This is a genomic window from Pseudomonas sp. NPDC088444 (assembly GCF_044900175.1).
Lineage (GTDB): Bacteria > Pseudomonadota > Gammaproteobacteria > Pseudomonadales > Pseudomonadaceae > Aquipseudomonas.
In genome coordinates, this window is sequence record NZ_JBJDNK010000006.1 from 349,324 (window position 1) to 363,029 (window position 13,706).

Here is a 13,706-nt window from a genome sequence, read left to right on the forward strand (position 1 = left end):
CGGGACAGGCCACGCTCCTACAAGTAATCCGGACAGCTTTTCACGACCGACCGGCGTTAGGGTTTGCCCGCCATCCCCCTGCCCCCTAGAATGCGCCGATGCATAACGACGACCTCTCCCTCCTGCTTAATTCCCTCAACGATGCCCAACGCCAGGCGGTCGCCGCTTCCGTTGGTCGTCAGTTGGTTCTCGCTGGCGCTGGCTCCGGCAAAACCCGCGTGCTGGTGCACCGTATCGCCTGGCTGATCCAGGTCGAAAACGCATCGCCGCATTCGATCCTGTCGGTGACGTTCACCAACAAGGCCGCGGCCGAGATGCGCCACCGCATCGAACAACTGATGGGAATCAACCCGGCGGGCATGTGGGTTGGCACCTTCCACGGCCTGGCGCACCGCTTGCTGCGCGCGCACTGGCAGGAAGCGGGCCTGAACCAGAACTTCCAGATTCTCGACAGCGACGACCAGCAACGCCTGGTCAAGCGGGTGATCCGCGAAATGGGACTGGACGAGCAGAAATGGCCTGCGCGTCAGGCGCAGTGGTTCATCAACGGCCAGAAAGACGAAGGCCTGCGACCCAAGCACATTCAGGCGTCCGGCGACCTGTTCCTGAGTACCATGAAAGCCATCTACGAGAACTACGAGGCAGCCTGCCAACGGGCGAGCGTCATCGACTTCTCCGAACTGTTGCTGCGTGCACTGGACCTGTGGCGCGACAACAAAGGCCTGTTGGAGCACTACCAGCGGCGCTTCCGCCACATTCTGGTGGACGAATTCCAGGACACCAACGCCGTTCAGTACGCCTGGTTGCGTCTGCTGGCCAAGGGCGGCGACAGCCTGATGGTGGTGGGCGATGACGATCAGTCGATTTACGGCTGGCGCGGCGCGAAGATCGAGAACATCCATCAGTATTCCGATGACTTCCCGGACACTGAAACCATTCGTCTGGAGCAGAACTATCGCTCCACGGCCAGCATCCTGAAAGCCGCCAACGGCCTCATCGTCAACAACAGCGGACGCTTGGGCAAAGAGCTGTGGACGGACGTCGGCGATGGCGAACTGATCAGCCTTTACGCCGCGTTCAACGAACACGACGAAGCGCGCTACGTGGTCGAGACCATCGAAAGCGCGATCAAGACCGGCCTGTCCCGCAGCGACATCGCCATTCTCTACCGCTCCAACGCCCAGTCGCGGGTGCTGGAAGAAGCGCTGCTGCGCGAGCGCATTCCGTACCGTATCTATGGCGGCCAGCGCTTCTTCGAACGTGCCGAGATCAAGAACGCCATGGCGTACCTGCGCCTGCTCGATGGCCGTGGCAACGACTCGGCGCTGGAGCGGGTGATCAACGTGCCGCCACGGGGTATCGGCGAGAAGACTGTCGAAGCGATTCGCGAACACGCGCGCCACGCCGATGTGTCGATGTGGGAATCCATGCGTTTGCTGGTCGCCAACAAAGGCCTGACCGGCCGCGCCGCCAGTGCCTTGGGCGCGTTCATCGAACTGATCGAGAACCTGTCGGCCAAGGTCATGGACATGCCGCTGCATCTGATGACCCAAACCGTCATCGAGCAGTCCGGGCTGATCACCTACCACCAGGAAGAAAAAGGCGAGAAAGGCCAGGCTCGGGTAGAAAACCTTGAGGAACTGGTCAGCGCCGCCCGCGCCTTCGAGAACAGTGAAGACGAAGAAGACCTGACCCCGCTGGCCGCCTTCCTCGGCCATGCATCGCTGGAAGCGGGCGACACTCAGGCCGATGAACACGAAGACAGCATTCAGCTCATGACGCTGCACAGCGCCAAAGGTCTGGAATTCCCGTACGTGTTCCTCGTCGGCATGGAAGAAGGCCTGTTCCCGCACAAGATGAGCCTGGAGGAGCCGGGCCGTCTGGAAGAAGAACGCCGCCTGGCGTACGTGGGCATTACCCGCGCCATGCAGCATCTGGTGCTGACCTACGCCGAAACCAGACGCTTGTACGGCAGCGAGACCTACAACAAGGTGTCGCGCTTCGTACGCGAGGTGCCGCCAAATCTGATTCAGGAAGTGCGCCTGTCCAACAGCGTGTCGCGCCCGTTCGGCGGCTCCAAGACCATGGCGCCCAGTCGCCTTTTCGAAGGCGAGGGCATTCCGCAGAGCCAGTTCTCGCTGGGTCAGCGTGTGCAGCATGCGGTCTTCGGCGAAGGCGTGATCCTCAATTTCGAAGGCTCTGGCGCACAGGCGCGGGTTCAAGTGAATTTCGCCGAAGGCAGCAAGTGGTTGATGCTGGGGTACGCAAAGCTGGAGCCGGTTTGATCAGAGCCTGAAACCGGAGACAACTGTGGGAGCGAATTTCATTCACGATGCGGTTTTTCAACCCATGATGTTCTAGCGGCTGTACTGGCCTCTCGCGAATGAATTCGCCCCCACAGGGGAACCGCGTCGTCACGAATGTCATGGCCAGAATCCACGATGGCTTGCATTCCTACGAATGCCCCCCATCTTTCCTACAGAACTTTCTCCATAGCCCTACAACCCAAGTCTTATGGGCGCTATTGAGATCCACGCAAAAGCCAGAAACATTTGGTCGCTGGTCAGACACATTTGTCCTGTTCAATATGGCGCGCGTGCAATCCACAAACGGGAATTCCCACTATGCAACGTTTTCTTAGCATCGCTCTGGCGCTGGTCATCGGACTCACCATGAGTCTGGACGCCAACGCCGCGCGTTTTGGTGGTGGCAAGAGCATGGGCTCGGCGCCGACTCACCAGGCGCGCCAAACGGCCCCTTCCGCTCCTGCCGCTGCCCCTAACGCCGCCGGCCGTCCTGCGCCAGCCGCAGGCGGTGCTTCCAAATGGCTTGGTCCCTTGGCCGGCATCGCTGCCGGTGGCCTGCTGGCCTCCATGTTCATGGGCGGCGGTTTCCAGGGCATGCAGTTCTTCGACATCCTGATCATGGCGATCATCGCCTTCGTGATCTTCCGTTTTATCGCCGCACGTCGTCGCAAGCAGCAGCCGCAAATGGCACCGGCTGGCGCACCGTACCAGCGTGAAACGTTCGAACAGCCTGCGCAGAACACCAACTCGATGTTCGGTGGTTCGCCTGCCGCGTCGGCTCGCCCTGTGATCAACGCACCGGCCTGGTTCAACGAAGAGCGCTTCATCGAAGCCGCACGTACACACTTCCAGTCGCTGCAGCAGCACTGGGACGCGAACGAGATGGACAAGATCGCTGAGTTCGTGACCCCGCAAATGTTGCAGTTCCTGAAAAAAGAACGTGCGGATCTGGGTGATGGCTTCCAGTCGACCTACATCGACAACCTCACCGTGCAACTGGAAGGTGTCGACGACCGCGCCGACAAGACCATCGCGACCCTGACCTTCAGCGGTGTGGCGAAGACCTCGCGCTTCGACCAAGGTGAAGTGTTCAGCGAAAGCTGGAACATGGAACGCGCCCCAGGCGAAAACCAGCCTTGGCTGGTGGCAGGTATCCGCCAGAACGGCTGAAACTCTTTGCCACTTCGCTAATCCAAAACCCCGACTGCGATCGGGGTTTTGTTTTTTAGGGGCCGCGGTTAATTTGGTGATGTCTTTGAGCTACTGTATAAACCGCGCCAATCGTTAGAGGGTCCACGTCGTGGAAGAAGTCATCGAACAACTCCGTGAAGCCAATGAGCCGGTCCCCGTCCCGCTTGAGCTGCCGGACGAAGATCAGCTTGTCGAAATCGAAGAAGAGCTGTTCATCAACATTCCTTTTGTCTTCAAGGAATTCCTGCTGCACGTCAGCGACGTGGTCTACGGCAGCCTTGAGCCGGTGACGGTCACCGATCCGGGTTCGCACACCTACCTGCCAGAAGTGGCGGCCAACGCGTGGGACGCCGGTGTCCCGCGCGACCTGATTCCGATCTGCCAGGACGGCGACGACTACTACTGCGTCGAGGAAGACGGCACCGTAGTGCTGTGGTCCGGCGAAGAAGAACTCGTCACCGAAGAAAGCTGGGAATCGGTCTGGCACTGGGCACGGGATGTCTGGCTGGAAAGCTGAGACGTTCCCTCCCCTCAGGAGCCTTCAGCACCTCAATGCTCGGAAGGCTCCTGATGGTTCCCCAGCGTCTCCAACAGCGCGATCTGCATGCGCGTGTGCACGCGGATGAACCAGCGCCACAGCACCGCAGCCACCACCCCCGCCACCAGAACGATCAACAGCAACCACTCGCTGGTCGGCAGCATGCTCGCCGACAACAAAGCGATCAGCAGGAAAATCACCATCAGCGACAGCAACGGGATCACTTCGGCGATCACCCTGCGCACGCGCTCGGTATGACGCCCCGCCATTTCCGGCTTCACGCTCATCTCGGCCAGCAACATCGACAGCGCCTTGAGCTTGCGGTACGCCGCGATAAGGAATGGCAGCGACAACAGCAACGACGCCCCCCAGATCCAGGCCTTTTGCTGGCCCACCTCGGCGACCCATTCGCTGAAGTAATCGCCAATACGCTCAGCGAAGTACGCGCCGCAGAAGAAAATCGCCACCACCAGCGCCAGATTCACCCCCACTTGCAGCAGGATCTTGCGAATCATGGAGGCAAGCAATGCACTCTGCCCTTGTGGCTGAATACTGCGCAGCCATTCCCCATACAACCCGAAAACACGTGCCATGCGCGTAGGAACGATCCCGGCAAGAGAGTGGGACAATGGATCGGCGGCGCGAATCAGATACGGCGTGAGCAGCGTGGTGATGGCCGAAACCGCCACAGCTACGGGATAGAGGAAGTCGCTGGTGACCTGTAACGTCATCCCCAGCGCGGCGATGATGAAAGAAAACTCGCCAATCTGTGACAGCCCCATGCCGACGCGCAATGAAGTCTTGCCATCGTTGCCTGCGATAAAGGCGCCAAGGCCGCAGGACAGCATCTTGCCCAGCACCACCGCAACGGTGATCACCGCAATCGGCCAGGCGTAGTCGAGCAGAATCTGTGGATCGATCAGCAAACCGATGGCGACGAAGAAAATGGCGCTGAACATGTCGCGAATGGGTTCGATCAAGTGCTCGATCTTCGCCAATTGCTTGGACTCCGCCATGATCGCGCCTATCAGAAATGCGCCCAGCACCATGCTGTATTCCAGCTTTACGACCAGCAGACAGAAACCAAAGCAAAGTCCCAGTACGGTAATCAGCAACATTTCATTGCTCTGGAATTTCGCGACGTAAGCCAGCAAACGCGGCACCAGCAAAATGCCGATCACCAGTGCGACGATCATGAACAGAGACAGCTTGCCAACCGTGGAGAACACCTCGCCGGAACTGACCGTACCGCTCACGGCGATCCCCGACAGCAGCGCGATGATGCCAATGCCGAGAATGTCCTCGACGATGAGCACGCCAAAGATCAGTTGAGCGAAGCGCTGATTCTTCATCTTCAGGTCGTTGAGCGCCTTGACGATGATCGTGGTGGAGGAAATTGCCAGAATCGCGCCCAGAAACAGCGAATCCATAGTGCTCCAGCCGAAGAACTGGCCTATCTCGTAGCCGATCCAGATCATCAGCATGATTTCGAGAAAGGCGGCAATGAATGCAGTGGCGCCCACCTTGAACAATTTGCGCAGGCTGAACTCCAGCCCCAGACAGAACATAAGGAAGATCACCCCCAATTCGGCGAGGGTCTTGATGGTTTCTTCGTCATGAATCAGGCCGAACGGCGGGGTGTGGGGGCCGATGATGAAACCGGCTGCAATGTAACCGAGCACCACGGGCTGCTTGAGACGGTGAAACAGGACCGTCACCACCCCCGCCACCAGCATGATGACTGCCAGATCCTGAATAAAGCTGATGGCATGCATGACGTGGCTCCTTGTGACTGCGAGAAGGTGCGCGTTCTCGACGGAAATACCAACGACTGCCGTACGAAAACTCGTTAGCAGGGCCGGAATTTTCCGGGTAGAACGCAGGAATTACCCCATCCAAGGGTTTTCGCAGGTTAACACCGCACAAAAGCGGATAAAGGCGGTGCAATATATGGAAACAGATCGACACCGGGCGTGACGGCAAGCGCACTGCCAGCGTCCCGATAATGTCGGTTCTAATGGCCGCATGACATTCGAGCACCCACCCGAGGTGCCAATTGACTCAACCTGACCGTGAGCACGCTATGGAACCCGGAAACGCCCAGCTGTCGATGACTGTTTTGATGACCCCGGACATGGCCAACTTTTCTGGCAACGTGCACGGCGGCACCCTTCTGAAATACCTCGACGAAGTCGCCTACGCGTGCGCGAGCCGATACGCGGGCCGTTACGTCGTGACGCTGTCGGTGGATCAGGTAATTTTCCGCGAACCGATTCACGTTGGCGAACTGGTGACCTTCCTCGCCTCAGTGAACTACACCGGCAACACGTCCATGGAAGTCGGAATCAAGGTGGTGACGGAAAACATCCGTGAACGCTCCGTGCGTCACACCAACAGTTGCTTCTTCACCATGGTGGCCGTTGATGACCAGCGCAAGCCAGCCGGCGTCCCGCCGCTGACGCCGGAGACCAGTGAAGGCAAACGGCGTTACGTACAGGCGCAGCAGCGTCGGCAGATTCGTCAGGAGCTGGAAAAGCGGTATCGCGAGATTCGCGAAGACGGGGTTTGATCGAAATCGTTGGCGTTTGAAAGCCCTCATCGCGGATGAATCCGCGATGGCGTTTGATCGTGCCCATGCTCTGCGTGGGTACGCATCCCGTGACGCTCTGCGTCACCCCGGCGATGGACGCAGAGCGTTCAGAACGGCATTCCCACGCAGAGCGTGGGAACGATCATGTGTCTGTCAGACATCCAGCCGGGTTGCCTCAAACTTGACCCGCGGGTGCGCAATCCGGTCTTGCGCCCGGACCAGTTCCAGCTCGTAACTGCCGCAAGCCTGGGTTTCCAGCAGCACCTCATGCACCGTCGATGCGGTGAATTCGAACGCGCTGCGCAGATCATCGCCCAGCAGGACTTTCGACAGGAACAGCCCTGATGTCAGGTCACCTACCCCCACCGGCTGGCGCGGAAACGCCAGCAACGGGCGGCGCAAGTGCCAGCTCTCGTGCTCAGTCACCAGCAACATCTCAAAACTGTCGTCCGACTTGCCGGGGTAGGCCAAGTGCTTGACCACCACCGCTTTTGGACCTTTGGCCAACAGCGCGCGAGCCATCGCCACACAATCCATCAATCCGCTCGGTTTGCGCTCCGAAAAGCTGTCCAACTCCAGTTGATTCGGGCAAAGGAAGTCAGCCACCGCGGCGGCCTCCTCCAAGAGAAAATCACTGACCTCCTGCGGCACGATGCAGCCTTTTTCGGGATGCCCCATCACCGGGTCGCACAGGTACAGCGCGCGCGGATTGGCCCGTTTGATTTGCGCCACCGCCGCCAGAATCGCCCGCCCCTGCGCCGCACTGCCCAGATAGCCTGAAAGCACCGCATCGCAGTTGCCCAACTCGCCAATGCCGGCGATCCCTTCGACCAGCGCAGGAATTTGCTGCGGCGCCAGCACTTCGCCTGTCCAGTGTCCATACTGAGTGTGGTTGGAGAACTGAACGGTATTCAGCGGCCAGACATTGATGCCGATACGCTGCATAGGGAACACGGCCGCGCTGTTGCCAGCGTGCCCGAAGACCACGTGGGACTGGATTGCGAGTAGATGAGGCGAACGTTTCATGACAGGTTCCTGAAGCCGGGAAAGCACAGTAGTGGCGATGCCGGACGAAGTGAAGCGAAATTAAACCATCGGGCTATGGCTGTCGGTGACCTGACGCAGTTAAGCTGAACGTCTTCTGTTGGAGCTCTCTTTTCATGCTGACCCTGGGCAATATTTTCGTCCTGATGTTGCTGGCAACCGCTGGCGCATGGCTGTGGCATTCCCATGGTTTGCGCGAACGGGCGTTGGAGCGCGTCAAGCAGCACTGCGCCAAGCTCGATATCGAATTGCTCGACGGCAATGTTGCGCTGCGTCGCATCACGTTCAAGCGCGACAACGAGGGTCGCAAGCGTCTGGCGCGTGTGTATAACTTCGAATTCACCGTGACGGGCGAGCAACGCCATCCCGGCACGATCACCATGTTCGGCGCCCACACCGCGCAGATCGAGCTGGCGCCCTACCCGTTCGAAATCAAAGACCCCAAACCGACTGCCGAAATCATTCAGCTCAGCGAATGGCGGCAGGAACACAACAAATGGAAGCAGTGATTCACTGTGGATAACAGCCGCTAGGCTGCGCACTCCGCCAACTGCGCATTCAACCTGAGCTCGTCCTGAGGCTCTGCAAAGATCAATTCAATCCGCGAATCCTTGCGCCACTCACTCGGCGCCCAGTTCAGAGCATTCCCCTCCAGTGCGTTCGCGGATATCCACCCGTCTGCGCTGTGGATAACCAGCTTGGCACGCCGCCAGTCAAGGCTTCGCAGCCAACTCTGCACTTTCGCGCCGTCGAACACCCGGTCAGGATGCCAGCGCCAGCCAATGCTCCAACCCTCCGCCTGCCCTTGGCTCAGGCAAATCGGGGTCATGGGATCGGCCCAGACAGCAGGCCATTGCGCGAGGGCCTTGGGCGCGACGAAGTTATCCACACCCTCGATGCCCTGCACCTCGACGCCCGGCAAACGCTCCAGCGGTACCGCGCTCAGCTCCGTCCAGAATAACGCCCGATCAGGTAAAGACTCGCCGATGAACTGTCGTCGCGCGTCGTCGAGCCCGGCCGATTTGTTGAGCACCAACAAACCGGCGCTCTGCACAGCCTCGTGTTGAGTCTGTGAAAGCGGCTTTCCGGCGGCAAGCGACTGGGCATCGAGCACGACCACGCTGGGTTGAACGGCGAGTACCCCCACCCAGGGTGGCTCTCTCAATTGCGCCATCAATTGCACCGGATGGCCCAAACCGGAAGGCTCGATGAACACGCGATTCGGTCTCGCCTTGCGCAGCAGACGGCCCAGCCCGATCTGAAATGGCGCGCCATTGACGCAGCACAGACAGCCGCCAGCCACCTCGCCAAGTGCGATACCATCCTCGGCCGTGGCGAGCAGCGCAGCATCCAGCCCGATCTGGCCAAATTCGTTGATCAGAATCGCCCAGCGTTCATGCGCCGGTTTCTGCGACAGCAGGTGTTTGATCAGACTGGTCTTGCCCGCGCCCAAAGGGCCAGCAATGACATGGGTGGGAATGTTCTGCAGCATGTCCGGCCATTCTTGAACGTCGCTCCCGAAAACGAGCGCAGACGGAGGTAATCAATGCGAGCAATCTGGCTGCCCGCGCGGCTGGCGTTGGTGCTGCTGGCCATCACGTCGAATCAGGCGTGGGCTGAATCCTGTGTTGTCCACAGTCAGGGCGAACGGCTTGACGTGAAGGTCTGTCAGGAAAATCTCACCATCCCGCCGGATCTGTTCCACGACGGCTTTTGCAAACCACAGCTCAAGGATCAGAAGGTCGAAGTGACCTACGCGGACCAGTGCCCATCTGGGTCATTTGGCCAGTGCAGCAACGCGCAAGTCGCCAATATGCCCTATCGGCAGAACATTCACTATTACGGCGTGGCCAGCGATGCGGCGTTTTTGAAGCCGTTCTGTGAGCAGCAGAGTAAGGGTGTGTGGAAGGCGCAATAACCGTCCAGATCCATTCCCGGATCTGACAAGCGCACGACATCCCTGTGGGAGCGAATTCATTCGCGATGCGTAGGTACAGTCGACACATCTCTATCGAATGTACCGGCCTCTCGCGAATGAATTCGCTCCCACAGTTGTTCTCCTACAGGAATTCCATCGAGTTACGCCGCCTCGCCGTGCCAATCCCCAAACGGATCGGCCAACTGCGTCCAGCCTTCAACGCCCGCCGCCATTTCGATGTCCGTCAGCAGGCAAGCATCAAGGTCGGCATTCAGTTGATCAAAATCGATATTCTGCCCAATAAACACCAACTCCTGACGGCAATCGCCACTCTGCGCCATCCAGTTACGCATGATGATTTCGGTGCTTTCCTCGTCCTGCGGCCAGTGCTCTTTGGGCACGAAACGCCACCAGCGCCCGGCAAAGCCGTAGCGCATCAGACCACCCGCCTGGGACCAGCTCCCTGCCTCTTGGTGCTTGTTCGCCAGCCAGAAGAAGCCTTTGGAGCGCAGTAGTTTGCCGTTGGTCCACTCACCGTTGATGAAGTCGAAAAAGCGCTGCGGGTGAAACGGACGACGGGCGCGATAGGCCGTTGATGCGATGCCGTACTCCTCGGTTTCCGGCATATGTTCGCCGCGCAGTTCCTTGAGCCAGCCCGGCGCCTGGGCGGCGCGTTCGAAATCAAAACGTCCGGTATCGAGAATCTTGCCCAAGGGCACTGCGCCCATCACCATCGGCAGGATTTCGGCCTGGCTGTTGAGGCGTTGAAGAATGGCCATCAATTCCTGGCGGTCGCTTGCGCTGATCAGGTCGATCTTGCTGATGAGGATTACATCCGCGAATTCGACCTGTTCGATCAGCAAATCGGTGATCGAACGCTCATCTTCCTCGCCCAGCGTTTCGCCACGGGTCGCCAGACTTTCGGCAGCCTGGTAGTCCCGCAGAAAATTAAGCCCGTCGACCACGGTAACCATGGTGTCCAGCCGCGCGATATCGGCGAGACTCTGTCCGTTCTCGTCGCGAAAGGTAAACGTCTCGGCCACGGGAAGCGGTTCGGAAATGCCCGTGGACTCAATGAGCAGGTAATCGAAGCGGCCATCGTTGGCCAGGCGGCTGACTTCTTCCAGCAAATCTTCGCGCAGGGTGCAGCAGATGCAGCCGTTGCTCATTTCCACGAGTTTTTCTTCGGCGCGATTGAGGCTGACGTCGCGCTGGACCTCACTGCCATCAATGTTGATTTCGCTCATGTCGTTGACGATAACCGCGACACGCAGGTTTTCGCGGTTGCGCAGCACATGGTTGAGCAGGGTACTTTTACCGGCACCGAGAAAGCCGGACAGGACGGTAACGGGAAGACGGTTCATGGGAGTCTCATCAGGTAGCAGGTTCAGGTGGGTTTTACGTTATAGTATAACAATACAAACCTGCTAACACTTTTTACAAGGTCCGCTCGATGGTCAGGGTTCTCAACGTTTTTGCCGGGTTTGTTCTGCTATTGAGCGCGCAGGCGTTTGCAGCACCGCCGTCACCAAAACTGGATCAGGCGCTGTGCACGCGCAGCGCGACGTTATTGGCGTGCATCGACGCTTACAACAACCAATACAGCGTGGCGATGGCAGGCACGACGATGTATTTGCGCGGTTACGAAAGCGCGGACAAACGCAGTTGGGCACAGACCAACAGCCGCTATGGGTCGCTGACGTTCTTTACGGGGCTGGCCTCGGATGGCGAGGCGTGGGTGGGGACAATCCAGAAAGTGGGCTGGACGACCATCAGCCGGGTGTCCAGCTCCAGCGGCAGCCGGAGCAAGATCACCTGTGATCGGGTGATGGGTTGCCGCTAGTAGGGCACGGATTAATGTGTGGGAGCCGGCTTGCTGGCGAACGCGGTGTGTCATACACCTGCTGTGGTCAGACAGATTGCATTCGCCAGCAAGCGGAGCGCCGCCCGGCCGGCTCCCACAAAAAGCGCGCAGGACTCATTGAATCAAACGAGCGCCTGCTCCGCCGCCTTCTGCTCCTGACGCCAAGCCACGAACGACCCTACCGGCGGATTGCGCTCAAAGTACCTCTTCATGCCGTCAAACAAGCCATCGGCCACCGCTTGCTGATGACGCGCCGTCACCAAGCGCTGGCTGTCGCGGCTGTTGGAGATGAAGCCGGTCTCGACCAGAATCGAGGGCACGTCCGGCGACTTCAACACCGCAAAACCTGCCTGTTCCACGCGCTTCTGGTGCAACGTGGTCACGCCTTCCAGACTGCCCAGCACCGAGTGGCCCAGTTGCAGACTGGCAGCGATGGTGGCGTTCATCGACATATCCAGAATCACGCCTGCCAGCATCGGGTCTTTGTCTTTGAGATTGAGCAGACTGTTGGCGCCGATCAGGTCCGCATCGTTCTCGCGCTGTGCCATGAAGCGGGCGGTTGCCGAGGTCGCGCCGGTTTCCGACAACGCAAAGACCGACGCGCCGGAGGCCGTCAGCCGTGGCGCCGCATCGGCATGGACGGAGATGAACATGTCGGCGTTGTATTTGCGGGCGATGTCGACGCGCTTGCGCAGTGGCACGAAGAAGTCGTCGTTGCGCACCAATCGCACATCGAAGCCTTTCTCACGCTTCAGGCGCTTGGCGAGCAACTGTGCGATGGACAGCACCACATCTTTCTCGCGCTCGCCTTTGGAGCCGATGGCGCCCGGGTCTTTACCGCCATGACCTGCATCGACCACCACCATGATGTCGCGCTTGGGATGAGCCTTGTCAGTCACGGGCGCAGGTTGTTTAGCAGCCGCCGCAGGCGCGGCAGCCAGTTGCACCGGCGCGTGGGCAGCGACGTCATGCCCCAGATCCAGCACCAGTCGATTGCCTTGCGCACCTTCAGGCCCCAGCAAGAAGCTGTTGAGCTGAACGGGGGACGCGAGGTCGAGCACGATACGCGTGTCGCCCTGCCCGAAATGCCCCGAGCGAATTCCTTTGATCGGCGTGTTCTCCAGTGCGAGCTGGCTGAAGTTGCCTTCCAGACGTGCGCCGCTGATGTCGATGATGATGCGCTCAGGCGCACTCAGCGTGAACGTCTTGTACTGCACCGGGCCGCTGAGATCGAAGACCAGCCGCAGCTTGCTGTCGGAGCGCCAAAGGCGAGCGTTGCGAATCTGCGTGGCGTTGACAGAGAAAGGAAGCGCGAAGGCGGCGCTGGCCAAAAGCATATTGAGCAGCATTTGACGTCGGTGCATGACACGTTCCGAAAAAAGGTGACATTCTTCGCAACAATATAACATGCCCGCACAGTGTCAAAGATGAAGCTTTTGATAGGTTGGCGTTGAAGTTTTCGCATTAAAACAATGGGTAACGGCAAAAAACTCAAGTGAAACAACAAGATGTTCCACGTGGAACAGCCTCAACGTTTTAGCTGCGAACACTAAAACGCCCCGGCTGGCGGGGCGTTCAGACGAACGGTCATTCAGGTACGAGGCTTGACGGTTCCACAGTTCTGACCCAGCCAGACAGCCTTGGTGTCCATGCTGCCGTTCTGCTGCTGGCCAGTGGCGTTGAACGAACCGACAACGTGAGTCGTGAACTGGCGATCGCTCTGGAACTGCGCAATGCCAGTGCCTTGCGCACGAGGGCAACTGAATTTGAATTTCCACGTCGGGCCATTGCGATCGGTGATCTGCTGGTTGCAGCCGGTCTTCGGATCAGTCAGCGGGATCTGCTCATTCTTCACCTGTTCCGGCGTCAGGCACACCCGCACGCCTTGTCCGCCCAACGTAATACCTTGTTTTGCCAGCATTTGTTCCATCGCAGCCCGCTGCTGCGGCGCCATCATTTGCAGTTGCGCGAGCATCACCTGCATGTCCGGCATCTGCTGCCCATCGACCTGCATGTTGCTCGACGTCAGTTCCCACAAACCGGGCTGCAGCACCTGCGCTTGAGCGAAGGGCGCGGCCAGACAAACCATCAACGCCAATACGCGCTTTTTCATGAACATGATTTCCTGTTTGCACTGAAGCTGTTGAGTGCAGGCTGCTGACCGGACATCAGCCACCCGACGATGACGCTTAGACGGCGAATTCCCGGACCAGTTGCAGCCGCAAGAAAATAGCGACAATCCCCGCGCGCTGTGG

Annotated in this window: 13 protein-coding genes; 7 read left to right on the forward strand and 6 right to left on the reverse strand. The window is 59.1% G+C overall.

Translation table 11 applies throughout. The features are described from left to right. Nucleotides 1–98 precede the first annotated feature (98 nt). From uvrD to ACI2KB_RS14595, 3 genes are all read left to right on the forward strand, one after another. Nucleotides 99–2,285 carry a DNA helicase II gene (gene uvrD, locus ACI2KB_RS14585; protein ID WP_404635598.1) on the forward strand — a complete coding sequence of 729 codons (2,187 nt, stop codon included), beginning with the start codon at nucleotides 99–101 and terminating at the stop codon, nucleotides 2,283–2,285. A gap of 339 nt (nucleotides 2,286–2,624) precedes the next feature. Beyond that, the gene (locus ACI2KB_RS14590; RefSeq protein ID WP_404635600.1) at nucleotides 2,625–3,476 is read left to right on the forward strand and encodes a Tim44 domain-containing protein; all 852 of its coding nucleotides are present in this window, start codon (nucleotides 2,625–2,627) and stop codon (nucleotides 3,474–3,476) included. A 130-nt stretch (nucleotides 3,477–3,606) separates the two neighbouring features. Beyond that, nucleotides 3,607–4,014, forward strand: a complete 408-nt coding sequence (locus ACI2KB_RS14595; protein WP_404635602.1) for an SMI1/KNR4 family protein — start codon at nucleotides 3,607–3,609, stop codon at nucleotides 4,012–4,014. Nucleotides 4,015–4,046: 32 nt separating this feature from the next. On the opposite strand, the gene ACI2KB_RS14600 is transcribed toward ACI2KB_RS14595, so the two are convergent. After that, nucleotides 4,047–5,810 (reverse strand): cation:proton antiporter, encoded by a 1,764-nt coding sequence (locus ACI2KB_RS14600; protein ID WP_404635604.1) that lies wholly within the window; start codon nucleotides 5,808–5,810, stop codon nucleotides 4,047–4,049. 308 nt (nucleotides 5,811–6,118) lie between these two features. Here ACI2KB_RS14600 and ACI2KB_RS14605 point away from each other — a divergent pair, with 308 nt between their 5' ends. Further along, nucleotides 6,119–6,604, forward strand: a complete 486-nt coding sequence (locus ACI2KB_RS14605) for an acyl-CoA thioesterase (protein ID WP_404635606.1) — start codon at nucleotides 6,119–6,121, stop codon at nucleotides 6,602–6,604. Nucleotides 6,605–6,778: 174 nt separating this feature from the next. On the opposite strand, the gene pdxY is transcribed toward ACI2KB_RS14605, so the two are convergent. After that, nucleotides 6,779–7,651 (reverse strand): pyridoxal kinase PdxY, encoded by an 873-nt coding sequence (pdxY, locus tag ACI2KB_RS14610; protein ID WP_404635608.1) that lies wholly within the window; start codon nucleotides 7,649–7,651, stop codon nucleotides 6,779–6,781. Nucleotides 7,652–7,785: 134 nt separating this feature from the next. Here pdxY and ACI2KB_RS14615 point away from each other — a divergent pair, with 134 nt between their 5' ends. Continuing rightward, nucleotides 7,786–8,178 carry a DUF3301 domain-containing protein gene (locus ACI2KB_RS14615; protein WP_404635610.1) on the forward strand — a complete coding sequence of 131 codons (393 nt, stop codon included), beginning with the start codon at nucleotides 7,786–7,788 and terminating at the stop codon, nucleotides 8,176–8,178. Between the two features lie 20 nt (nucleotides 8,179–8,198). Here ACI2KB_RS14615 and ACI2KB_RS14620 read toward each other — a convergent pair whose 3' ends face one another. Next, nucleotides 8,199–9,161 carry a CobW family GTP-binding protein gene (locus ACI2KB_RS14620; protein ID WP_404635612.1) on the reverse strand — a complete coding sequence of 321 codons (963 nt, stop codon included), beginning with the start codon at nucleotides 9,159–9,161 and terminating at the stop codon, nucleotides 8,199–8,201. A gap of 54 nt (nucleotides 9,162–9,215) precedes the next feature. Between ACI2KB_RS14620 and ACI2KB_RS14625 the strand changes: the two genes are divergently transcribed. Continuing rightward, complete coding sequence (locus tag ACI2KB_RS14625; protein ID WP_404635614.1) at nucleotides 9,216–9,587, forward strand: NADH:ubiquinone oxidoreductase; 372 nt, start codon at nucleotides 9,216–9,218, stop codon at nucleotides 9,585–9,587. Between the two features lie 161 nt (nucleotides 9,588–9,748). On the opposite strand, the gene zigA is transcribed toward ACI2KB_RS14625, so the two are convergent. After that, on the reverse strand, nucleotides 9,749–10,951 hold the full coding sequence (zigA, locus tag ACI2KB_RS14630; RefSeq protein WP_404635616.1) for a zinc metallochaperone GTPase ZigA: 1,203 nt from the start codon (nucleotides 10,949–10,951) through the stop codon (nucleotides 9,749–9,751). Between the two features lie 89 nt (nucleotides 10,952–11,040). Between zigA and ACI2KB_RS14635 the strand changes: the two genes are divergently transcribed. Beyond that, the gene (locus ACI2KB_RS14635) at nucleotides 11,041–11,430 is read left to right on the forward strand and encodes a glutamine synthetase (protein WP_404635618.1); all 390 of its coding nucleotides are present in this window, start codon (nucleotides 11,041–11,043) and stop codon (nucleotides 11,428–11,430) included. Nucleotides 11,431–11,573: 143 nt separating this feature from the next. Here ACI2KB_RS14635 and ACI2KB_RS14640 read toward each other — a convergent pair whose 3' ends face one another. Together ACI2KB_RS14640 and ACI2KB_RS14645 are read right to left on the reverse strand one after the other, a co-directional pair. Then, entirely contained in the window at nucleotides 11,574–12,815 is a 1,242-nt protein-coding gene (locus ACI2KB_RS14640; RefSeq protein ID WP_404635620.1) for an N-acetylmuramoyl-L-alanine amidase, read from the reverse strand. 227 nt (nucleotides 12,816–13,042) lie between these two features. Then, nucleotides 13,043–13,564, reverse strand: coding sequence for a DUF3617 domain-containing protein (locus tag ACI2KB_RS14645; RefSeq protein ID WP_404635622.1), 522 nt, complete (start codon nucleotides 13,562–13,564; stop codon nucleotides 13,043–13,045). Between the last annotated feature and the right edge of the window lie 142 nt (nucleotides 13,565–13,706).